The sequence below is a fragment of the Geomonas edaphica genome, from assembly GCF_004917075.1.
GTDB classification, from domain to species: Bacteria; Desulfobacterota; Desulfuromonadia; order Geobacterales; family Geobacteraceae; genus Geomonas; species Geomonas edaphica.
Genome location: NZ_SSYB01000006.1, coordinates 76,758 through 98,622, shown reverse-complemented (window position 1 = coordinate 98,622; position 21,865 = coordinate 76,758). Strand labels below are relative to the sequence as shown.

Genomic DNA, 21,865 nt, shown 5'->3' with positions numbered 1-21,865 from the left:
GTTCTAAGATGCTTTGCTAGTGAGCAAAAGGATTGTCGTGCAACAATTCCAAATGTTTATTTCATCGGGTCTGTGGCCCGCGTTGCTAGTAACCGGGTACTCGTTTATCGGACAACATTATCGCAATGAGAGGGTAAATCTTTTCCTGCCAATGACATGGTTTTCGCTTATGGTTGTTACAGGCATTGCGGTCTGGTCCGGCCCTATGCTTCTAACAGCCATGTGCGGTGTCTACTATCCACAAGCAATAGGTGCTGCCGGGTGGGCGATTACTATTTACGCTCTTTGCACTGTGCTCAAGAATAAAACCCACGCCCCTAAGTTTACTAAGCCTGATTTCAACAACTTGTTAGTTTATGTTGGCTTTCTTATTGCGCTCGCAGTCTACGCAGGGTTCCCAACTGAATCCATTGAAGGTGGTAGAGATATGGGCGTATATGCCAATCATGGCATATACATATCGCAAAGCAGTCGTTTGGACGTACCTTACCCCTGGCTGGGAACAAATGATTTTCTTTACAATTCATTCCAACAATTGCCGGGATTCTATAAAACATCCCCGACCATGACAGCCCAGTTTTCTCATCTTTTCCCTGTCTGGCTTGCTCAAACCTATTCTTCTTTTGGCCCCGCGGGACTCTTTCGACTCAATGCTTTTTTCTCAATACTTTCCATAACTATCTTCTATGGCATATGTCGGCTTATAGTCCCCACTTCTTTCGCTACAGCAGCAGCACTATTTTTGGCCTTTAACGCAAGTCAGATCTGGATAGCTAGGATCACTTTGACTGAAGTTTTAACACAATTATTCATCTGGTCTGGGCTGTTGCTGATTGCTGAAGCCTTAAGAAATGAGGACCGAAGTCTTGCGCGGTTAGCTGGAGTTTTTTTTGGTCTGTCAGCTTTTGTACGGATAGATAGCCTGTTACTGATCCCACTACTTTTTTATGCCCAGTGGTTCTTCAAGATTTTTACCGCGGAGAATAATCCTTCACAAATTTGGAAACCTTTGCATCAAGCATCGCTACCTGTTTTTGTCTTAGCTGTTTGCTACTACAGATTTTATAGTACTCCATATTTTTACGATCTCTTACCGCAAATAACCAAGATAGGCATCGCTAGCGGCATCGCGCTGCTAACTTTATTACTGACCACCAATCGACTAGCCCTTTTTCTGCGCACAGTTTTTTATAATAGAATATTGTGGATAACTGTAGGCGTATTTATATTTGCGTTCGCATCATATGCGTATTGGCTACGACCGAATTTAGATCATTTTTCCCTCATCGACTGGCCAGGAAATCCGCTTAACGGTACCAGAGATTATCGAGAAGATTCATTAGTCAATCTGGCAAGATATCTATCACCACTTGTCGTATGGTCTGCGATCAGCGGGTGGTTTCTAATGTTTTGGCAAGTTGGTCGTCATCGCCTGAATTTTATTTTTCTTCCCGCATTAATAGTAGCAGGGGGGTTCACCGTAATATACCTGTGGAATCCTTCTATAACTCCTTATCACTTTTGGGCAATCCGCAGATTCATCCCAGTAGCGATTCCAGCAATTATCTTCTTTGCCACCTTTGCCTTATACACTGTGGCCAACATGGTTTCTAAACCTCTCTCAGTACTACTATCGTTGTCAATCTTGTTGTCACTTGCATTATTTACATACGGATCCAATACATCACTACTTAATTTTTCAGAAAATAAGGGTTTTTATTCACAGGTTAGCGATCTCGCAAAGCATATCCCTGAGAATACACTTATCTTCTCAAATGATGGCACATCCAGTGCACAAATAGAAACACCTTTATTCCTTTCCTTTAGACGTAAAATATTTCCCCTCGATCTTAATTCGCGCGATGGAGTGAATAATATTTCACTGTATTTAAAACAGTGCGGGTCATTTTACCTCCTTAATGAGGGCTCTCAATTGCCTAAGGGGCTAAACGGAACGAAGATCTATAGTAAAAAAATCACAAGGTCATACCTTCAGCAAGAGTTTCATCCATTACCAACTAAAGTAAGAATGGAAGAAAAAAGCATCACTCTTTACAGAATTACAGGTATAGACACCAATTTTTTAAACATAAACCTAGGGGCTGAGCACCATTTTGGTACATTTGAGGAAGGTTTTTACATCCAAGAGGTTGGCGCACACGGGCCACTACGTTGGACTAATGGCAATGCTAAACTTGTCATCCCAATCGTTACAGGTAGTAAACCAAATTTTTTAAGAATAAGCCTAGAATCTAATGGCACTAATCTTACTATAAGTGCGAATAAAGAAATTCTTTTTACAGGCCATATCACGGCAGGGGCATGGTCAAAACTGATCCCTCTCCCAAATATGATTTCGGAAAAAGAAGTAGTCGTTAAAATACAAAGTGGAACTTTCACACCTCAAAAGACTAAAAACGATTCATCCGATATCCGAACATTAGGAGTGTCAATCCACGAGATCAAGCTTTTAACAAAAATCCCTGATTACAACGATACTCTTCTTGGTGCACAAACGATTGCAGGCATAGAAGAATCTGGTTTCTATGGCCAGGATGAACCGAACAAAGAACCTGCACGTTGGACCAATGGCAATGCAAGGATCACGGTACCCGTCGAGATAGTGCCCAAAGCTTTGCAAGTTGAGCTCATTTCAACAGGTCCGAAAGGCACAATTCTCAAAATCCTAGTCAATAAAAAAATATTATTTCACGAACAACTCCCAGTAGGACCTTGGGCAAAATTGTTCCCACTATCGAAAATACCTATCCGTAAAGACGTTGTAGTCGAAATTCAATGCACACCCTTTATCCCGCAAGAAAGTATAAAAGGCTCTACTGATAACCGCCCATTGGGGGTATTACTCCGGGACATCAAGTTGTTGTCAAAAGCCCCTGACTATACGAATATTGTTCTAGGTTCTCAGCAAATTGCAGGGATTGAAGAATCCGGATTTCATCTACAGGAAATCTATAATGGAGCGCCCGGACGTTGGACAAATGGAATAGCAAAGCTAGCTGTTCCACTTGACGAAGGCAGTAAGCCCAAAAAGCTGAGACTCGATCTAAAAGCTGTCGGACCAAAGGGAGCAACCGTACAAGTTATTCTGAATGGTCAAAAATTGTCGCGTGATAAAATCGTTAGTGGTCCATGGTCGGGTACTTTTAATATTGCTCATATCGAACTTGGGACCGTAGCAAACATTGAAATCCGCAGTGACACTTTCACGCCGAGTAAAGATGGTATCAATCAAGACTCTAGAAAGCTGGGCGCTTTCGTGTCAGGAATAAAACTTATTTGCCAGTGATTTTTTATTAACCTTTTCGTTTATTTATTATTTTGTTAAGTCAAGACAACAAGGCTCATAATGAAAAAGCTAATCATTCAGATACCATGCTTCAACGAAGAGGCAACACTTGCAGTTGCCCTTACAGCACTGCCACGAGAAATTCCAGGGGTCGATGTTGTTGAATGGCTGATAATTGACGATGGATGCACTGATCGGACAGTTGAAGTAGCGCTGAGGCACGGTGTTGACCATGTAGTCCGGCATTCTTGCAATAAAGGTCTCGCTAAAGGTTTTATCGCTGGATTGGATGCTTGCATAAAAGCAGGTGCCGACATTATAGTTAATACCGATGCTGATAACCAGTATTGCGCCGATGATATTCCTGTACTGATTGAACCAATTCTAACGGGACGAGCAGAAATTGTCGTTGGAGCACGACCAATTAGTGCCATTCAGCATTTTTCTCCGACAAAGAAAGCACTGCAGAAGCTTGGCAGTTGGGTAGTGCGGCAAGCAAGTAATACTGACATCCCTGATGCCCCAAGCGGGTTCCGTGCAATAAGTCGCGATGCAGCTATGCAGCTCCATGTTTTCAACAATTACACGTATACTCTCGAAACAATCATTCAAGCTGGACAAAAAGGAATGGCGATAACTTCTGTTCCGATTAGGACGAACCAGGATTTACGCCCTTCAAGGCTTGTCAAAAGCATTCCTAGTTACGTAAAGCGTTCTATCTTGACTATCCTTCGCATTTTCTTGACTTATAAACCGTTCAGATGCTTCGCAATACCCGGCTTTGTTTTTTTCTCAATCGGTTTTCTGATTGGCCTTCGTTTTCTGTTTTATTTCTATACGGGTGATGGCACAGGGCATATACAGTCTCTAATTCTTGCCGCACTTCTCATGGGGAACGGCTTTCTGCTGATTATCGTCGGTTTTCTTGCCGACCTCATTTCCGTAAACCGTTTGCTGCTCGAAAATATTGACTGGAGAATCAAGAAGGTGGAAGAAAACTTCCAAGGCAGAATGCATGACTGACCATGGACATCAACATAAGGCCATCACTGAAAATGGAGTCGTAGCAGGTAATTTCTATGACAAATACACAACGGCCAACCCGATTGCCAAGCTCCTGATGGAGAATTTCTCCAAGTCCATTCGCGAACTGGCTATAATGTCGGGGGCTTGCGAGATCCACGAGGTAGGCTGCGGCGAAGGGCATTTGAGTAGAATGTTGGCAACGATGGGGCCTGACGTTCGCGGTTCTGACTTCTCGCAACAAATCATTGAAAAGGCGAATCAGCTTTCGCAGTCTGAAGGTGTTCATGTCCCTTTCAAAGCCGCATCGATTTACGATCTGCAGTCGTCGGAGGATGCTGCGGAACTGATCGTTTGCTGCGAAGTCTTGGAGCATCTTGAAGCCCCAGAGAAAGCGTTGGAGCTTCTCTCCAAATTGGCAAAGCCGTATATTATCGTCAGTGTCCCCCGTGAGCCGCTTTGGCGATTGCTTAACATGGCAAGAGGGAAATACCTCACTAGTCTTGGAAACACTCCCGGTCATATCAACCATTGGTCGCTAAAGCAGTTCCTGAGGTTGATCTCCGCCTTCTTCGACATCATCGAGGTGCGCACCCCGCTGCCATGGTCGGTGGTTTTCTGCCGTGCCAAGAACTTATGAGGACGCGAAACAAAATCATCAACATTGCCGGCGCCCTATTATCCGTTTGCGCATTCTGGTTCGTCGGCAGCAAAGTCTTCCTCAACTGGTCGATGATCACTACTTGGCCGCGGCAGCAAGTCCCGTTTTGGACGGTTGTTTTTTCTGCAGCGTGTGTTTATGCATCGGCTTCATTCTCACTGTCCTTCGCGTGGAGTCTATTGTTACGATTCCTGGGCCAGACCGAAGTCGACTTCAGATTGTGGCATGCAATCTACGCCCGCACCCAGATCGCTAAATATGCCCCCGGCAATATCTTCCACTTTGCAGGAAGGCATGTTTGGGGAAAGAAGGCCGGCATAAGTCACTCCGTATTGGTGGGAGCGACTGTTCTTGAAGCACTGGGCTTAGTTAGTGCGGCCTGCGCAGTCTCCTTGATCGGCTTTGTATCCGGCAGCCAAATATTCGGCAACGCTCGATGGTATCTTTTGGGATTACTCACAGCACTTTTCTTGCCTTTCATAACCGTAACCGCCGTTAAATACATCCGACCGTTGCAGCTACCTAACGTGTCGACTCGACCATTAACGGAGATATTGAGACCATTATTTCGCGCTTATTCTCTTTATATTTTATTTTTCGCGATTTCTGGAGGCATTCTACTTTGGTTAGTCGGCCTGGTTGGAGGAACCCCTGACATAAAGATGTCCGGAATAGTGTTTTCAGCCTATGCAGCGTCTTGGATCGGTGGCTATGTTACACCGGGCTCTCCTGCTGGCCTAGGTGTAAGAGAATCATTGGTGATCATTATCTTGAATGGTATTATGGCCGAGCCAATGGCTCTGCTAGTAGCACTGGCTCTGAGGTGCATAACAATAACCGGCGACCTTTTATACTTTACGACTTCGTTCATCACGATTAGACAACTAAAGAACAAGATATCCCCGACTGGACATCTGGAGACAAAATGATGAAAAAAGCACTTATCACCGGCATCACCGGCCAAGACGGCTCCTATCTCGCGGAGCTTCTCCTCAGCAAAGGTTATGAGGTTCACGGCATAATTCGCCGATCTTCATCCTTCAACACCGGGCGCATCGACCATCTATACCGCGACAGGCACGAACAGGGTGTCCGGCTCTTTCTCCACTATGGCGACTTAAACGACGCAAGCTCCCTCAACAAGGTTTTGAGAGACGTGCGTCCCGACGAGATTTACAACCTCGGCGCCCAAAGCCATGTCCAGGTATCTTTCGACGTCCCGGAATACTCCGGTGAAGTGGACGCTCTCGGAGCGGTCCGCATCCTCGAGGCCGTGCGTGAGACGGGCATACAGCCGAAGTTTTACCAAGCTTCCTCGTCGGAATTGTATGGCAAGGTGGTGGAGACCCCCCAGAAGGAAACAACGCCCTTCTACCCCCGCTCCCCGTACGCCTGCGCCAAGGCCTATGCCTATTACATCACGGTCAACTACAGGGAAAGCTACAACATGTTCGCCTGTAACGGGATTCTCTTCAACCACGAATCCCCTCGCCGGGGGGAGACCTTCGTCACCCGCAAGATCACCAGAGCCGCCGGTCGGATCAAATGCGGCCTGCAAAACACCCTCTACCTCGGCAACATGGATGCGAAGCGCGACTGGGGCTTCGCCGGCGATTACGTTGAGGCGATGTGGCTCATGCTTCAACAAGAAGAACCTAGTGATTACGTCGTTGCCACAGGCGAAACGCATTCTGTACGGGAGTTCGCGGAGAAGGTGTTCACCCGCCTCGACATGCCGCTTGAATGGCTCGGCGAAGGGGTCAACGAGAAGGGTATCGACACCAAGTCGGGCAAAACCGTGATCGAGATCGACCCCAGATACTTCCGTCCCGCCGAGGTTGATCTCCTGTTAGGCGACCCTACCAAGGCGAAAACCACCTTGAACTGGACCCCTAAGGTCACCTTTGAAGGCCTCGTACATACAATGACGGATGCGGACCTCGCTCTGGCCGAGAAGGAGAAGCGTGCCGCAGGCATCTGATTAGCACCCTAGGAACTCACCCAACATGCGGAGGGATTACGAAATGAGCCAAAAGCGAGCTTTGATCAGCGGGATTTCCGGACAGGACGGTGCATACCTGGCACAGTTGCTTTTGAAAAAAGGGTACGAGGTGTACGGTACGGCGCGTGACGCGCAGATGGCATCGTTTTACAACCTCGAGATCCTGGGCATACGAAACCAGGTAAAAACTGAGTCCATGGCGTTGAACGACTTTCGTTCCGTGCTGCAAACGTTGGCAAAGATCAAGCCGGACGAGCTCTATAACCTGGCGGGGCAAAGCTCGGTAGGACTCTCCTTCCAGCAACCGGTAGAGACCCTGGAAAGCATAAGCGTCGGCACCCTCAACCTTCTGGAAGCGATCAGGTTCTTGGACTCGCCGATAAGGTTCTATAACGCGGGTTCCGGGGAATGCTTCGGCGACATCGGCGGGGCTCCCGCCGACGAGGAGACACCCTTTCGCCCACGCAGCCCATATGCGGTTGCAAAGGCGACGGCATTCTGGGAGGTCGCCAACTATCGCGAGGCTTACGGCATCTACGCCTGTTCCGGCATCCTTTTCAACCACGAATCGGCCCTACGCCCCGAACGCTTCGTTACCAAAAAGATCGTGAACGCCGTGCGCAGGATCGCGGACGGAAGTAAGGAGAAGCTTCATCTGGGCAATATCTCCGTATCGAGGGACTGGGGCTGGGCACCCGAATATGTCGATGCCATGTGGCGCATCCTTCAGCAGGACACCCCGGACGATTTCGTCATCGCCACAGGCGAGACATACAGCCTGGAAGACTTCATCGCCACCGCCTTCAACTGTGCCGGCCTGGATTGGAAGCAGCATGTAGTGACGGATTCGTCGCTCCTTAGACCTTCGGAAATCACAGTGAGCCGGGCGAACCCCTCCAAGGCCTTCACGAAGCTTGGCTGGAAAGCGCAACTCACCATGCCGCAGGTGGTGCGTGTGATGTTTGAGGACCGGCACGAGCTAGACGGATGCGCCTAAGGCGCGGCATAGGCTTTTACGCTGCCATGAAATGAAACGGTAACCACATGAAGATAGCGATGGACGCCTTTCCCGCCATGATTCAAAAGACCGGGATCGGACACTACACCTACAACCTGATCGATCGATTCCCCAAGGTCGCCCCTGAAGAGGACTTCTATCTCTGCGACGCTTTGAGCGGCATGGGGTTTTACAATATGACCCGTTTGAAAGGGACGGACGGCGCCGAGAGATTTCTCGGAGTCTCCAAAGTCTCGTTCCCCTTCGTAACCCTGGCGCGTCTCGCCCTTTTGCTGCGGAACAAGCTAAGCGGAGAGACGACAAAGGTCGAGGAGGCCGATGTTTTTTTCGGCACCAACTACAGGGCCCTCTTCGGTCCGTCCTTCAAGACGGTGATCACGATCCACGACATGGCCCATGTCTATTACCCTGATGCCACCGAAGAGAAATCCCTTGCTTATCTGCGCGACGAGCTACCCGACGCAGCCCGCAAAGCGCAACGCATCATAGCCGATTCAGAAGCTACCAGAAATGACATCATTGCCCACCTTGGTGTGCCTGCTGAGAAGGTGAAGGTTGTCTATCTCGGTGTAGATCCGATGTTCCACCCCGTAGACGACCGCGCGCAGCTAGAGGCGACTCGTCAGCGGTACCGACTGCCGGAAAAATTCATCCTCTGCGTCGGCACCATCCAGCCGAGGAAGAATCTGATGAGGCTCCTCCAGGCCTACGGCCTTCTTTGCAAGAACGATGACTTTCACCACGACCTCGTACTTGCCGGCGGAGTCGGTTGGAAAAACGAGGGGCTCAAAGAACGTATCGAATCGCTCGGGATTTCCCATCGCGTTCATTTCACCGGATATCTACCTGATGCCGACCTTCCTTTGATCTACAACCTCTGCGACATGTTCGCCTTCCCCAGCATCTACGAGGGGTTCGGCCTTCCCGTTCTGGAAGCGATGGCGTCGGGCGTACCCGTAATGACGTCTAAAGCGTCTTCCCTCCCCGAGGTGGCGGGCGATGCGGCCCTTCTAGTGGATCCTTTTTCCATTGAGGATATGGCTGCCGCAATGCAACGGCTCCTGACGGACCAAGAACTTAGAGACAGGTGCAGAGAAAAAGGGTTCGAAAGGGTAAAGCTGTTTTCCTGGGAACGCTGCGCTAAGGAAACGTTGCAGGTACTACGGGAAGCGGCGAACACGGCATGAATATTCTAGTTATCTCACCCTTTTTGCCCTACCCCCTTGATCAGGGCGGAAAGATCCGCGTCTTCAACCTGGTGAAACACCTCTCCAGCAATCATAGGGTTACCTTGGCATGCATTTCGGAGACGGAGCCCGCTGACCTGGGCCCTCTCCCACACCTGTGCGATGAAATTGTCACCGTCACCCGGCAAAGCCGCGTCAGTCTTGACCTCGCCCGTTTTCTCTTCTTAGGAAAAGCCTTCAACTGCTGCAGGTTCTCTTCCTCAGCTTTTTCAAAGCGACTGACCCGGCTTGTATCTGACAAAAACTTCGACATGGTGCAGATCGAGTTCAGCCTGCTTTGGCAGTACGCTCGTCTCTTTCCTAATCTGCCGGTTGCCCTTGATGCCCATAACATAGAGTGCAACAACGTAAGGGAGATCGGAAAAAGGACCAAGTCCCCACTGAAGCGCTTGCTCTATCAGCTGGAGACACGAAGACTGGAAGCCGTGGAGCACGCGGCGTGGCGGGAATGCACGGTCTGCTTTTCCGTATCGGAAAATGAGCGTGAGGAGATCGCACTGCGACTGCCGGATGGCTTCAAGGTGGTGACTGCAGCTAACGGGGTCGATCCTGAAAGATTTGTCTTCACGCCAAGTTCTCGCACGTCCAAACGAATACTTCTTTTAGGAGGGATGGACTACAGTCCGAATCTGGATGCGGCCCGATTCTTCTTGAGACACGTCTTCCCACAAGTACGTCTGAAAGAGCCTAGCGCACAAGTGCTTATGGTCGGAAGGGAGCTTTTCCGTTTAGGAGACGACGCCGCACTTCCAGGAGTCGAGTGCCACGAAAGCGTCCCAGATGTCCTTCCTTGGTTCTATGAGGCGGACATTTTGGCGGTTCCCTTGAGGCAGGGGGCCGGAACCCGCATTAAGGTCCTCGAAGCAATGGCCGCCGGACTCCCTATCGTTACCACCTCCAAGGGATGCGAAGGGATACAGGGTGAGGACGGCAGGGATTTCTTGGTCGCGGACACTGCAGAGAAATTCGCGTCGGGGACGTTGCGGTTACTCGCCCATCCCGAACTCAGGCTTCAAATAGCTGACAATGCACACCGGCTTGTGATCGATAAGTACACCTGGAGAAGAAGCGCCGAGATCGTCGACACCGCGCTGCAACGCTTCGCCGGAGGCAAAGGCAAAATCGATTAACAGGGATGAAGGGGATAAAGGCTTTAGCACTGACATCGGATAAAACCTTACTGGCTTTTCTCACGCAAAGTCGCAAAAACGCAAAGAGAGACCAGACAAAAACGGTTTAAAGAATAAAGTGTTTGAACCTGATAAAAGGTTCGGTCTCGGGTTTTATCCTGTTCATCCCCTTCATCCCTGTTAAATGGTTTCATTTTTGACTATGTCTTGCTTTGCCGCTTTGCGTCTTGAGTGAGCATAGCGAACGGGCGCGACAAAACACAGGGATGACCGGGATTAAAATCAAAGGGTAAAACCTGAGAGACTTTGTCACGCAAAGACGCTTTGAACCCGAGAAAGGGCAGGCATGAGGGCTCCGCTCCTTTCAAATTCATACTTTAACGCTACAGGAAGGTATTAGATGAACCATCTGGAATGCTTTAAGGCGTACGACATCCGCGGCAGGGTGCCTGAAGAACTTAACGAGGACGTGGCCTACCGCATCGGCAGAGCCTACGCTGCAAGCATCAACCCCAAAAACGTCGTGGTCGGTCGGGACATCCGGCTCACCAGTGCGTCCCTATGCGCCGCACTCACCAAAGGACTCACCGACAGCGGAGTGAACGTCTTCGACATCGGCCTTTGCGGCACCGAGCAGGTCTACTTCGCCACCTTCTTCAAGGGAATGGACGGCGGGATCATGGTGACCGCAAGCCACAACCCGATGAACTACAACGGGATGAAATTGGTCCGCGAAAAGTCGAAGCCGATCAGCGGCGATACCGGATTGCACGATATCAAGCGTATGGTCGCGGAGAACAGATTCACGCAGTCCTCCTGCACCGGAAGCGTTACCGCTCTGGACATTCGGAAGGATTACATCGAGCACCTGCTGCAGTACGTTGCGGACGACACACTGCGCCCCCTCAAGGTTGTGGTCAACGCCGGCAACGGCTGCGCAGGCCCCGTGCTAGACCTCCTCGAGCAGCACCTTCCCTTCACCTTCATCAAGGTCAACCACACCCCTGACGGGACCTTCCCCAATGGAATCCCGAATCCCCTCCTACCCGAGAACCGTTCAGCCACCATAGAGGCAATCAGGGAACACGGTGCGGACGTCGGGATCGCCTGGGACGGTGACTTCGACAGATGCTTTCTTTTCGACGGGGACGGCCGCTTCATCGAGGGGTATTACATCGTGGGGCTACTGGCGGCGGCCTTTTTGAAGAAGCACCCCGGTGCTAAGATCATTCACGACCCGAGACTTTACTGGAACACGGTTGATCTCATCGAGTCGCACGGCGGCGTCCCCGTGATGAGCAAAACTGGTCACGCCTTCATCAAGGAGCGGATGAGAGCGGAGGACGCCGTGTACGGCGGCGAGATGAGCGCCCATCATTACTTCAGCACCTTCGCCTACTGTGACAGCGGCATGATTCCCTGGCTGTTGGTCCTTGAGATGATCTGTGCCAGTGGGAAGTCGTTGGCGGAACTCCTTGACGAACGCATGCGCTTGTACCCGGCGAGCGGAGAGATCAACCGCACCGTGACAGACGCGGGTGCGATGATGAACCTTGTAAAAGAGCGGTACCTGGCGGAAGCACGCGAGGTCGACTATACCGACGGCGTGAGTCTCGACTGCGGGACGTGGCGTTTCAACTTGCGCTCCTCCAACACGGAGCCCGTACTGCGTCTAAATGTGGAGTCGATGGGGGACCAGGCACTCATGGAGCGGAAAACCACCGAGATTCTAGCCTTAATTGACGGAACAACGCCATAGCGCCCTCCCCTTCATCCCTGCTACATGGTTTCAGGCAACCTCACAATGGTCTGCCACTGAACAGTGTGACCATGACTTTGGAGGTACGAAATGATCAATATCAACACGTTGGATCCAGACGTCCGGAAAGTCTTTCTTATTTCGACTATTGCTACAGACACCTATGACATTTATGCCGGTCAGCTCCTTGAAAAAATGATAAGGACAGGGGAACGATTTATCTACAAACGCTCCAACTGGAAACTTATTAAAGCAATCTTGACCACACTTATATTTTTAGTGCTGGCTGCGGGTTTTCCATTTTTGTTCTGTTTTAGCGGACCGAGTAAAGGTGTTATGCGTGTAATAGTTGCAGGGATCGTCTTGGTAGTCTTGTTTTGCACGTTCGGTGCATACAGCGATACTGTAGATACGGAGAAAAGATTTAAGAAGTCCATGAACACGCTTATAGATTCAGCTGCTAATCTCAGTGAACAGCAGCAGCAAGAATTATTCGCTGCGATGTACCAGGTAGGTTTACAAGTAAGGGAGAACAAGAAGCTTGCATCAACCATTGCGTACATGGCGAGATATGATTAAAAGCAGAAAAGCGATTAACAGGGATGAAGGGGATAAAAGGGATAAAGACTTAAACCTAACAAAAAGACTGAGACTCTTGTCACGCAAAGACGCAAAGAAGGGCGATGCAAAAACGTTTAAAGAATAAAGCCTTCGAACCTGATAAAAGGTTCAGTCTCGGGTTTATCCTGTTCATCCCCTTCATCCCCTTCATCCCTGTTAAACGATTTCCGTTTTTGACTATGTCTTGCTTTGCGGCTTTGCGTCTTGAGTTAGCATAGCGAACGGGCGTGACAAAACATTAAACGATTCAACAGAGATGAAGGGGATAAAAGGGATAAAGGCATTCCCCTGAACGGGATAAAACCTCAAAGTGGTTTCGCCTAGTGGAAGGCATGCTCCAGTATGATCTCTCCGGGAGTTCTTTCGACCAGGACCGACTTTTTCTGATAGTCGTAGGTGTAGGTCAGGTAACAGGTGAGACGAGGATCGCTGAGTATTTTAGGGGTGAATGCCACGAGGTTTATACCGCTGGAGCGCGCGGACGGCACCAAAAGCCCCGGATGCTCTGAGTGTAACCGCTCCGCGATCTGCTGCGTTAGGGCATAGTTGTCAGATACCAGCTCTGGATATTGCTTTTCCTTACCAACAAGGTCGATGAGAAGCGCGCGAGCCCTCACTAGGTACACGGCCCGTTCCCTTATCAGGACTCCGGAAAGCCCCTCGATCTTCGATTCCTCTTTAACAAGATGAAAGATCGTTTCGTGGATGGTCGTCATGAGATCCAACGCTCCGTACCAGACCCCGAATGTACCATTGCCGTACCTCGACAGCAAAAAAGGCTCCTTCGTGAAGGGGGACTCCACAGCCGTCGTATAGTGAAAACCCCGCTCAACCATACCCAAGGGTAGCCCCTCCTTGACGTGCGCCTCGACGGCAATGGCGTACTGCGTTACCCCCTGCTCGTCGACCAGATCATCGAAAAGATCCTGTGACTCCCGTAGCGAAACGATATTGCGGAATATATCGTCGTTGAAGTCCCTTACCCTCTCAAAAAGCGACTTCACTAAAGCCCCCGGTAATGGTCGAGATACCGGGACACCCGGGCGAGCCCGATGATCCCCTGCTCCTTCATGACGTCCAGGGGCTTCATGTTATTGAACGCCTCGTTGCGGCGATTAACCCATGAGTAGCGGATCTCGGGATTCTGCGGATAGAGAAGCCGGAGGGCCTTGTGGATTGACAAGAGCCACCCCACCCGGTCCAGCGTATCCCTGCTCTCAGGCAACGCGTCGCCTTTTGCATACTTGGACAGCATGGCGCGGCTCTTTGTGCTAAGGCCAAGCAATTCGAGTTGGTCCGCCGTCGGCAGCCCCCACAATCCGAACAGCTTTGTTACCATCTTCGCTAGGGCGGTGCGGCCTTCAAGGCTTCTGAAATCATAATCATGATGCTGCGCTTTGATTACCGACATGGCACACCTCCATTGTGTTAAATAATATACAAACTTTGTTTCTTATTCAACCATCTTTGTTGGCTGCGAACTGGCAGTGGGTAGGAAGGTTAAACCTAACATGGCATAAAACCTCAGAAGCTCTTGTCACGCAAAGACGCAAAGTCGCAAAGAGAGGCGGAAGCAAAAGGATCTTGGGTTAGCCCACATGCTTCTTCTTTGCGCCTTTGCGTGACATTGTTTTTTGCCTCCATCCCCTCCATCCCCTTCATCCCTGTTAACTCGCTTCTGCTTTTTTTCGACTTATGCGTGGGATTCTCAAAAACGTGTAAGAGATCGCGATCCCTTACATGTTTTTCTCAATTTCATGCATGAAATCGCGTTCTCATGCATGAAATCGACGCCTCCTTACCCTTTTTGGGATCTTTTGCCTATTTTCCGAACTAAAATCGTGCCAAGGGCTTCTCAATTCGCCGTCGACGCCTCATTTTTCTGCTCGTGAGAGCACCATTTCACCTTTTTATTGCGATCTTATGCATGCAATCCTGGAAAACAAGTAAGAGATCACGATCTCTTACGTGTTTTTGTCAATTTCATGCATGAAGTCGCGTTCTCTTGCTTAAAAATGGGTCTGCGTGAGGTTTCTTGAGGGCGTTTTGTCGATGCCAGGACAAAAGCGTGCCAGGTTTAGCGGAAAACGCGGTTAAAAAGGCGGGGAATGGGGAAGGAAGGCGGGGAACTTCTCTTTTGTTCGCGATCTCATGCGTGCTTTTCGTAAAAACAGGTAAGAGCTCGCGTTCGCATGCGTGTTGTGGGCAAAAGCATGCACGCAAAGACGCAAAGAGAGACAAAAAACAAAGACGATTTACAGGGATGAAGGGGATGAAAGGGATAGAGGCAAAGGACTGAACGGGGGTAAACCTCCAGGCTGTTTTGGGGTTAACCTTTGCGCCTTCGCGGCTTGGCGTCTTTGCGTTCTGTCTTTTTACGCATTAGGACTTTATCCCGTTCATCCCCTTCATCCCTGTCCCTGTCAGATGGCTTGGCTCTGCGCCTTGAGGGGGCGCTGCGAACTGCGTGAGAAACAAAAACAAGACGATTTACAGGGATGAAGGGGATAAAAGGGATAAAGACAAAGACCTAATCTGGGGGGTAAACCTCCAGGCTGTTTTGGGGTTAACCTTTGCGCCTTCGCGGCTTGGCGTCTTTGCGTTCTGTCTTTTTAAAGCTTCGGGTTTGGACCTTATCCCGTTCATCCCCTTAATCCCTGTTAAACGGTTTGTGTTTTCGGAGATGTAGCTTCTCGGGCCTGGATCATGTGGTAAACTTGACGCTCTTTTTGTTTTCTAGTACCTTGGGTTCAGGCACCGGAGGCACTATGCCGACGATCAGCATGTTCTATGGGATTCTGATTTTGATGTTCTTCAGGGACAATCGGCGCCACCACCTTCCACATATTCACGCACGGTATCAAAGTGATGAAGCTGCTATTTCGATAGAAGACGGTGACGTCCTTGATGGCGCTTTGCCGGCTAAGCAACTTAAACTGGTGCAAGCCTGGATTGAGATCCACAAGGATGATCTGTTGGTGGATTGGAACTTGGCTGTCAATGGTGAAGAACCGTTCCGAATTGCTCCCCTGCAGTGAGGCTAAAGATGTTGATAGACGTCGTCCAGGTTTTTGCTAAATCGGACTTTCGACTCGAGTTGGTATTCGAGAACGGCGAGCGGCGCATGTTCGACATGAAACCGCTGCTCTCCATGAAACCGTGGTCCAGAATTGCGTACCCCGAAATATTCTCCATGGCACGCGTCGACTACGGAACCGTCGTATGGCCGGGAGACGTAGACATAGCCCCTGAGACCCTATACGACGACTCGGTCCCCGTTTAACATAGATAAATTTACAGGGATGAAGGGGATAAAAGGGATAAAGACAAAGACCTCATCTGGGGGGTAAACCTTCAGGCTGTTTGGGGGGTAACCTTTGCGCCTTCGCGCCTTGGCGTCTTTGCGTTCTGTCTTTTTAAAGCTTCGGGTTTGGACTTATCCCGTTCATCCCCTTAATCCCTGTTAAACGGTTTGTGTTTTGGGATCGTGTCTTTCTTTGCGGCTTTGCGTCTTAAGTGAGCGTAGCGAACGGGCATGAACACCGGGTTTACTGGAGGGGAAAAGGAAAGGGCCCGTGCTTCGGCACGGGCCCTTTTTGTTCTTTAGGTGGGCATGAAGGGTAAGGGGTTTGACCAGGGCCCCGGCCCAGTGGTGGTGATCACCCTCATCCTGAAGTAGTGATCGATTCCGGCGGTAAGCCCCCCAAGTTCTCCGTTGCAGCCAGCGAAAACCGCCCCGTGCCTCCAGTTGCTTTCCACGGCCGGATCCCCCACAGCGAAATGGACCTCGTAACTCGCTGCTCCAGGTACGCGTGTCGCCTTGATCATCACCGCCCCGCGCTGCACCCCCTGCCTCATTTCAAACACGGGCACCGTCTCATGGGCGTGCTTCTTATTCGCGGCCGTGTTCGGTTTGGCGAGATCGAAACCGGAGGAAGTGAGCTTCTGGGCATCCCCCCTGGCGACCAGAATCACATACGCGGCCAGCGACTTGTACTCCTCGGCGTACTCCCTCTCGGCCATCACGCGCAGGGCGATCTTCCCCTTGTCTCCACCCAGGCTGGCGAAATGGGCGACTTCAAGGTTGTGGCTCACCTCGTTCAGGCGCGACAGCGAAGGGGCATGCTCAGACCATGGCTCGGGAAAGAAGGGGTTGTTGGTCATCGCCGCGATGATGACCTTCCCCTTCACGAGTCGCACCGGTATCGGTGCCCGCAAGAAATCCAGCTTCAAGCTGTTCACCATTTAAACCTCCAAATTAAATAAAATCAATATATGACCAAATATATCGCATCGCAGAAACAAGTCAACAGAAAAATGAAAATATCTTAAAAATTTGACAAAAAGGCCTGCTGCCACGCAAAGACGTAAAAGCGGGAAGGGAGACCAAACAAATGCGATCAACACGCTGGAGGGGGATAAAAGCCTAAAGACAGCAACTTAAGCAGGCGTCAATCTTTGCGTGCAACGGTGTTGAATAAAAAAAGGCTCCCGTTCTGTGACGGGGGCCTTTTCTTCGCGTGCTGGAGCGGTGCGGCTACTTGATGTGGCAGGACAGGCAGATCTGCGAGTTGGTGTTGGGCGAGAGGAGCAGGTAGTTTTTAGTGCCTTCGTCGACGTTCTTCTTGTTGTGCACATCGTGGCAGGTTGCGCAGGTCATGATCGCCTTGTTCTGGACGTTGACGAAGAGGCGCGATGCTACGGTGATGCTCAGGTTGCTGCTGAATTTAGCACCCGAGTTCTTGATGTAGTTGTCCTTGCCCGCCTCGGTACTGGTGCCGACTGCGCCGGCTGCCGTACCAGCAGCCACGTCATCGTAAACGAATCCGATCGGATGGTCGTTGGTGAGGGTAAAGTCCTTGGCGACGGCTGCACCACCGAAGGCGTCGGAGTCGAGCCATAACGTACCGGTCGTGGTGGCGTAGTGAACGTCGGCCGCGACAGTGCCGTCATGACAGCTCATGCAGAGTTTACTCGGTCCCTCCATCATCGTGGTAGCATCCTTAATAGTAGCATCGAGGGTGGCTGAATCGTATGGCTTGTAGCCGGAAGTGTTTGCAAGGGTATGGGACCAAAGCGGCATATAGTCAGTCACCGTTGTGGAGGTGAGGGCATGATGTGGCGTGTGGCAGAAAGCGCATACGCGTCCCTCAGTGTCTTTGGTTGCGGCGGTGTACTGGTTCATGTCATGAACCGAGCCGACTACCCCTTGGCCAGGGGCGGTGAAAGCTGCAAATGAGGCACTCGAGGAAACTGCGGCAACGATACTCAGCGCGGACAACACCATCTTCTTGTTCATGTCTTTCTCCTTTTTTTCATTGGAATGACGAACATTTGATGCGGTTGCTACTGCTATTGCCACCATCACGTACCTGCAGCCAGTCCCTCCTTTCGTGGCTTAATATCCCAAACCAGGTCTTACGAAACCCGGGAGGTAAACGTCTACCCACGTCAGTATTTGGGACTCTATTCGGAGCCTCATCAAAAACATTTAGCGCCGTTTACGATTTTTTTCACGTTAAAACAAACACTTACATGCTTAACACGGTGATATAACCAGCAGTATGAGCGCACCGCCTGTATACACTTTGTCTGCGGCAGCTCCAGAGAGGCACGACAGAACCGCCATCGCATGGCACGGTCGCCTCTTCGTGACCGGAGACTATTCCCCGCCAAATGACGGGGAAATTATTTTTGGCCCCGCCGAGAGGCGTTCTATTCCTGACAGCCTCATAATAGGAGGGCAAAGGCTCTTTAAACTGTTCTCCCGCCGCTGTTTATGCTAGATTACGCGGAAATCTTTCTGAAGGTCAGCCATGTCCATGAAACCGTACTCGAAGCCTGCGCTGCATCTCTTCCTCATCGCGCTACTCGGTCTGCTTGCCTATTCCAACTCCTTCCATGTCCCCTTCTTCCTGGACGACGACGGCTCGATCCTTAACAACATGGTTATCAAGGACCTGTCTCGCTTTCTCAGCGGCGATGGGTACGCCTACAATCCCCGCAGGTTCCTTGGCTACCTCTCCGTAGCGCTCAACTACCGCTTCGGCGGCCTGGACGTCACCGGCTACCATGTCTTTAACCTAGCGGTGCATATCATTACCGCTTGGCTCGTCTACGCCCTCGCGGCGGTAACACTGCGAACCCCTTTCTTCGCCGAAGCGGCTCCCAAGCTGGACGAAGCCGCAGCTCCCCCCACGACGATGGTGCCGCTTTTCGCAGCCCTTATTTTCGTTGCACATCCCGTACAGACCCAGGCGGTCACCTACATCATCCAGCGGCTCGCGGCACTCGCCACCTTGTTCTACGTCTTGTCCCTCGTTTGCTACGCAAAGGCAAGACTGGTCCAGGAGGCAAAGGGGAAGGCGCTGGGACTAAAGCCTGTATCGCTTTACCTTCTTGCCTTGGCCTTCGCCGGATGCGCCATGAAGACCAAGGAGATCGCCTTCACCCTCCCCTTCGTGATCGCGCTCTACGAGTTCCTCTTCTTCCGGATGAGCACCGCGAAAAAACTCGCCGTCCTCGCGCCGATGGTGCTCACGGCAGTGGTCGTGCCGCTCGGCGTCCTCGGCTCAGGGCGTTCCATGGGAAGCCTCCTCTCAGAGGTGAACGCCCTCACCCGCGTCGACACCAACGTCTCCCGGCTCGACTACCTCTTCACCCAGTTTCCGGTTATCGCGACCTATCTGCGCCTTTTCTTCCTGCCGGTAAATCAGAACCTGGACTACGATTTTCCGGTGTACCACTCCTTCGTGAGCCTCCCGGTGCTGCTCCCGTTCCTGCTCCTTCTGGCGCTCTTTCTCCTGTCGCTGTTCCTTCTGAGACGGAGCTGGGATCCTCGGGTGAGGCTCATCTCCTTCGGCATCCTCTGGTTCTTCATAACCATCTCGGTGGAGTCGAGCATCATCCCGATCGCCGATGTCATTTATGAGCACCGCGTTTATCTCCCCTCCGTCGGGGCCTTCATAGCGTTCGCCGCTGCCGCATCACTTCTGCTCAGGCGTGTACCGGCGCTTGCCTCGATGGCCGCGGCCACAGTGGTGGTACTGGCATTAGCAGGCACCACCTTCGCGCGCAATCAAGTATGGGGAAGCGAGGTATCGCTGTGGTCCGATGCGGTACGGAAGGCACCCAACAAGGCTCGGCCGCATTACAACCTGGCGCTCGCACTCGACAAGGTGAACCGCAGCGACGAAGCGCTACCCCACGCCGTCGAAGCGGCGCGCTTCGCACCGTCCGAGCCGTACGCCTACAACCTCATCGGGAGCATCATGGCGAAAACTGGGAGGATCGAACAGGCGGCGGCCGCCCTCACCGAGGCGGTGCGCCTCGCGCCGCAGGTTCCGGCCCCGCATGTGAATCTTGGGGACATCTACGCGAAGGCGGGGCAGACCGCCCAGGCTCTCGAGCAGTACCAGATCGCGCTGCAACTCATGCCCACCGATGCGGACATCTATCACAAGATCGGAGTGGTTCACGCGGTGAGTAACGATATGGACAAGGCGGTTATCTTCTTCCAGTGCGCCGCGAGCATCGCACCGCAGCGCCCGGATTACCGCGTGGATTTGGAGAAGGCGCGCAACCTGCTTGGCAGCAGGGTCGCGCCGCAGATGCATTGAGTGGGGCTATTGTCATGACGCAAGGAGAGATCGGTATGAAACAAGGTCGCATCGCAGCAGTTGCAAGCATATCCCTGGGCTTCTCAGCCCTTTTCCAGGCGGGTTGTTCCGGCCCAGCCGCGGTGTCGCCGTCTATAGCAAAGGCGACAACGCAGCCCGTAGTAACCGCCAAGAACGAGCAGCCCGCACAGGCCTATGAGACCCGCGCCGTATCCGGTAAGGCCGTGGAATCCCTGACCGTTCTCGGTTACACTTACATCAATCTCGAGAAAGATGGTAAGACGACCTGGGTCGCCGTCAGCGGGGATCCGAAGGTTGATATAGGCAGGGAATTGCAGGTGAAACCGGGGCTCATTATGAAGAACTTCACCAGCAAGGGGCTTAACAGGAAGTTCGACGAGATCATCTTCTCGGAAGGGTTCACCACCGCGGGACCGGTATCCACCATCGCCATGCAAGCTATCGGCGGTAAGGTTACGGAAACCATGGATTCGGGCGGCTACACATACGCTAACCTGGAGAGGGACGGCAAGTCCGTGTGGGTTGCGGTTCCGGCCACACAGTTGAAGGTCGGGCAGGAAATCGAGATCGCCAACGCGATGCCGATGAAGTCGTTCAGCAGCAAAACACTGAACCGCACCTTCGATGTCATCTATTTCTCCTCCGGGGTGAAAGGTGAGGCGCCGGCCGGCCAGGTCACGCCTCCGGGGCATCCGCCGATAGGGAAGTAGCTGGAAGAAACATCAGTCTGAGCAAGAGGGGGGCGAGCAATCGCCTCCCTTTTTTTGTGGTGCCGGGAAATAAGGCAAAGCCACCTTCTCCCCTCTTCGCGGAGAGGCTAAGAGGGCAGGGGCCATAACCCAGGGGGTCGGCACATGTCCGTGAGCATACTGAGTTGGATGCCACTGCTTTGATAATCGTTGATCGTGCAGGCCATGTTACAGGAAGAGTGTGTTTTTCGCGGGCGAAACGAGGGTAATGGGAGGGCTTCGGTAATCAGTAGACTGGTGGTATTGAGCGGGAATCCCTGCGCTTGACCGGATCGGAGAAGCGGAATTTCAGTACTGGTCGGGATATTCCTGGGCCCGGTAGTAGTCCTTGGGGGCAGGGGGCGGGGCAGTGGAGTTCATCTTCACCCACTGAGCTGCGCGAGCAGCGCGCGCTGCAGATCTGGTTTGCGCCTGTTCTTGTAACGCGGTTCTCGCCTTGGCTTTTGCTGCTGCTACCTTGTCTGCGCTGCTCGTCTTGGACGTTGACGCACTTTGGGCAGGAACAGGCTTAGCGTCAACGGGTGCCGCCTCAACGGGCTTGGCCATGGCCTTATTTTCGGGTTCACCGGTGTACTCGACTACAATTGCTGTTTCGGTTTCGTGAATCTTGAATTCTGCGGCGTAGGCGGAGAGAGGGAGAGCAGCGGCAAGGATCAATGCTATCAATGTTCTTTTCATGACTTTCTCCACCTCACTGCTTGGAAAAAA

At 51.6% G+C, this 21,865-nt stretch carries 19 protein-coding genes; 14 read left to right on the top strand and 5 right to left on the bottom strand.

Annotation, left to right across the window (positions count from 1 at the left end; genetic code table 11):
• Nucleotides 1-19 precede the first annotated feature (19 nt).
• From E8K79_RS18945 to E8K79_RS18900, 10 genes are all read left to right on the top strand, one after another.
• Nucleotides 20-3,307: a glycosyltransferase family 39 protein gene (locus tag E8K79_RS18945; protein ID WP_136516114.1), complete on the top strand. Its 3,288-nt coding sequence runs from the start codon at nucleotides 20-22 to the stop codon at nucleotides 3,305-3,307.
• 60 nt (nucleotides 3,308-3,367) lie between these two features.
• Complete coding sequence (locus E8K79_RS18940) at nucleotides 3,368-4,330, top strand: glycosyltransferase family 2 protein (protein WP_136516113.1); 963 nt, start codon at nucleotides 3,368-3,370, stop codon at nucleotides 4,328-4,330.
• Entirely contained in the window at nucleotides 4,323-4,970 is a 648-nt protein-coding gene (locus E8K79_RS18935; RefSeq protein WP_136516112.1) for a class I SAM-dependent methyltransferase, read from the top strand. Before E8K79_RS18940 ends, E8K79_RS18935 begins: the two co-directional genes overlap by 8 nt.
• Nucleotides 4,934-5,920: a hypothetical protein gene (locus E8K79_RS18930; protein WP_136516111.1), complete on the top strand. Its 987-nt coding sequence runs from the start codon at nucleotides 4,934-4,936 to the stop codon at nucleotides 5,918-5,920. Before E8K79_RS18935 ends, E8K79_RS18930 begins: the two co-directional genes overlap by 37 nt.
• A complete protein-coding gene (gmd, locus tag E8K79_RS18925) occupies nucleotides 5,920-6,972 on the top strand; it encodes a GDP-mannose 4,6-dehydratase (protein ID WP_136516110.1) in 1,053 nt (350 codons plus the stop codon). The genes E8K79_RS18930 and gmd overlap by 1 nt, the downstream gene beginning before the upstream one ends.
• Before the next feature lie 43 nt (nucleotides 6,973-7,015).
• Complete coding sequence (locus E8K79_RS18920) at nucleotides 7,016-7,990, top strand: GDP-mannose 4,6-dehydratase (RefSeq protein WP_136516109.1); 975 nt, start codon at nucleotides 7,016-7,018, stop codon at nucleotides 7,988-7,990.
• A gap of 47 nt (nucleotides 7,991-8,037) precedes the next feature.
• Complete coding sequence (locus E8K79_RS18915) at nucleotides 8,038-9,198, top strand: glycosyltransferase family 4 protein (protein ID WP_136516108.1); 1,161 nt, start codon at nucleotides 8,038-8,040, stop codon at nucleotides 9,196-9,198.
• On the top strand, nucleotides 9,195-10,388 hold the full coding sequence (locus tag E8K79_RS18910) for a glycosyltransferase (RefSeq protein ID WP_136516107.1): 1,194 nt from the start codon (nucleotides 9,195-9,197) through the stop codon (nucleotides 10,386-10,388). Before E8K79_RS18915 ends, E8K79_RS18910 begins: the two co-directional genes overlap by 4 nt.
• Before the next feature lie 400 nt (nucleotides 10,389-10,788).
• Entirely contained in the window at nucleotides 10,789-12,147 is a 1,359-nt protein-coding gene (locus E8K79_RS18905; RefSeq protein ID WP_136516106.1) for a phosphohexomutase domain-containing protein, read from the top strand.
• A 90-nt stretch (nucleotides 12,148-12,237) separates the two neighbouring features.
• Entirely contained in the window at nucleotides 12,238-12,726 is a 489-nt protein-coding gene (locus E8K79_RS18900; protein ID WP_136516105.1) for a hypothetical protein, read from the top strand.
• A gap of 362 nt (nucleotides 12,727-13,088) precedes the next feature.
• On the opposite strand, the gene E8K79_RS18895 is transcribed toward E8K79_RS18900, so the two are convergent.
• Nucleotides 13,089-13,772, bottom strand: a complete 684-nt coding sequence (locus E8K79_RS18895; protein WP_136516104.1) for an RES family NAD+ phosphorylase — start codon at nucleotides 13,770-13,772, stop codon at nucleotides 13,089-13,091.
• A complete protein-coding gene (locus tag E8K79_RS18890; RefSeq protein ID WP_136516103.1) occupies nucleotides 13,772-14,179 on the bottom strand; it encodes an MbcA/ParS/Xre antitoxin family protein in 408 nt (135 codons plus the stop codon). The genes E8K79_RS18895 and E8K79_RS18890 overlap by 1 nt, the downstream gene beginning before the upstream one ends.
• Nucleotides 14,180-15,536: 1,357 nt before the next feature.
• Here E8K79_RS18890 and E8K79_RS18880 point away from each other — a divergent pair.
• The gene (locus E8K79_RS18880; RefSeq protein ID WP_136516101.1) at nucleotides 15,537-15,806 is read left to right on the top strand and encodes a DUF4160 domain-containing protein; all 270 of its coding nucleotides are present in this window, start codon (nucleotides 15,537-15,539) and stop codon (nucleotides 15,804-15,806) included.
• 8 nt (nucleotides 15,807-15,814) lie between these two features.
• Nucleotides 15,815-16,051, top strand: a complete 237-nt coding sequence (locus E8K79_RS18875) for a DUF2442 domain-containing protein (RefSeq protein WP_136516100.1) — start codon at nucleotides 15,815-15,817, stop codon at nucleotides 16,049-16,051.
• A 320-nt stretch (nucleotides 16,052-16,371) separates the two neighbouring features.
• Here the strand turns inward: E8K79_RS18875 and E8K79_RS18870 are convergent, their stop codons facing one another.
• The gene (locus tag E8K79_RS18870) at nucleotides 16,372-17,013 is read right to left on the bottom strand and encodes a hypothetical protein (RefSeq protein ID WP_136516099.1); all 642 of its coding nucleotides are present in this window, start codon (nucleotides 17,011-17,013) and stop codon (nucleotides 16,372-16,374) included.
• Between the two features lie 292 nt (nucleotides 17,014-17,305).
• Nucleotides 17,306-18,067, bottom strand: coding sequence for a hypothetical protein (locus E8K79_RS18865; protein ID WP_136516098.1), 762 nt, complete (start codon nucleotides 18,065-18,067; stop codon nucleotides 17,306-17,308).
• A gap of 517 nt (nucleotides 18,068-18,584) precedes the next feature.
• Between E8K79_RS18865 and E8K79_RS18860 the strand changes: the two genes are divergently transcribed.
• Both E8K79_RS18860 and E8K79_RS18855 read left to right on the top strand, forming a co-directional pair.
• On the top strand, nucleotides 18,585-20,387 hold the full coding sequence (locus E8K79_RS18860) for a tetratricopeptide repeat protein (RefSeq protein WP_136516097.1): 1,803 nt from the start codon (nucleotides 18,585-18,587) through the stop codon (nucleotides 20,385-20,387).
• 35 nt (nucleotides 20,388-20,422) lie between these two features.
• Nucleotides 20,423-21,118, top strand: coding sequence for a hypothetical protein (locus E8K79_RS18855; RefSeq protein ID WP_136516096.1), 696 nt, complete (start codon nucleotides 20,423-20,425; stop codon nucleotides 21,116-21,118).
• Between the two features lie 327 nt (nucleotides 21,119-21,445).
• Here E8K79_RS18855 and E8K79_RS18850 read toward each other — a convergent pair whose 3' ends face one another.
• The gene (locus E8K79_RS18850) at nucleotides 21,446-21,835 is read right to left on the bottom strand and encodes a hypothetical protein (RefSeq protein WP_136516095.1); all 390 of its coding nucleotides are present in this window, start codon (nucleotides 21,833-21,835) and stop codon (nucleotides 21,446-21,448) included.
• Nucleotides 21,836-21,865: the final 30 nt, after the last annotated feature.

Bases quoted from the DNA above. Each gene is read 5' to 3' on its own strand.
- E8K79_RS18940 (WP_136516113.1), top strand. From the start codon at position 3,368: ATGAAAAAGCTAATCATTCAGATACCATGCTTCAACGAAGAGGCAACA.
- E8K79_RS18855 (WP_136516096.1), top strand. From the start codon at position 20,423: ATGAAACAAGGTCGCATCGCAGCAGTTGCAAGCATATCCCTGGGCTTC.
- E8K79_RS18930 (WP_136516111.1), top strand. From the start codon at position 4,934: ATGGTCGGTGGTTTTCTGCCGTGCCAAGAACTTATGAGGACGCGAAAC.
- gmd (WP_136516110.1), top strand. From the start codon at position 5,920: ATGAAAAAAGCACTTATCACCGGCATCACCGGCCAAGACGGCTCCTAT.
- E8K79_RS18870 (WP_136516099.1), bottom strand. From the start codon at position 17,013: ATGGTGAACAGCTTGAAGCTGGATTTCTTGCGGGCACCGATACCGGTG.
- E8K79_RS18920 (WP_136516109.1), top strand. From the start codon at position 7,016: ATGAGCCAAAAGCGAGCTTTGATCAGCGGGATTTCCGGACAGGACGGT.
- E8K79_RS18905 (WP_136516106.1), top strand. From the start codon at position 10,789: ATGAACCATCTGGAATGCTTTAAGGCGTACGACATCCGCGGCAGGGTG.
- E8K79_RS18890 (WP_136516103.1), bottom strand. From the start codon at position 14,179: ATGTCGGTAATCAAAGCGCAGCATCATGATTATGATTTCAGAAGCCTT.
- E8K79_RS18910 (WP_136516107.1), top strand. From the start codon at position 9,195: ATGAATATTCTAGTTATCTCACCCTTTTTGCCCTACCCCCTTGATCAG.
- E8K79_RS18915 (WP_136516108.1), top strand. From the start codon at position 8,038: ATGAAGATAGCGATGGACGCCTTTCCCGCCATGATTCAAAAGACCGGG.
- E8K79_RS18850 (WP_136516095.1), bottom strand. From the start codon at position 21,835: ATGAAAAGAACATTGATAGCATTGATCCTTGCCGCTGCTCTCCCTCTC.
- E8K79_RS18860 (WP_136516097.1), top strand. From the start codon at position 18,585: ATGTCCATGAAACCGTACTCGAAGCCTGCGCTGCATCTCTTCCTCATC.
- E8K79_RS18880 (WP_136516101.1), top strand. From the start codon at position 15,537: ATGCCGACGATCAGCATGTTCTATGGGATTCTGATTTTGATGTTCTTC.
- E8K79_RS18900 (WP_136516105.1), top strand. From the start codon at position 12,238: ATGATCAATATCAACACGTTGGATCCAGACGTCCGGAAAGTCTTTCTT.
- E8K79_RS18935 (WP_136516112.1), top strand. From the start codon at position 4,323: ATGACTGACCATGGACATCAACATAAGGCCATCACTGAAAATGGAGTC.
- E8K79_RS18875 (WP_136516100.1), top strand. From the start codon at position 15,815: ATGTTGATAGACGTCGTCCAGGTTTTTGCTAAATCGGACTTTCGACTC.
- E8K79_RS18865 (WP_136516098.1), bottom strand. From the start codon at position 18,067: ATGAACAAGAAGATGGTGTTGTCCGCGCTGAGTATCGTTGCCGCAGTT.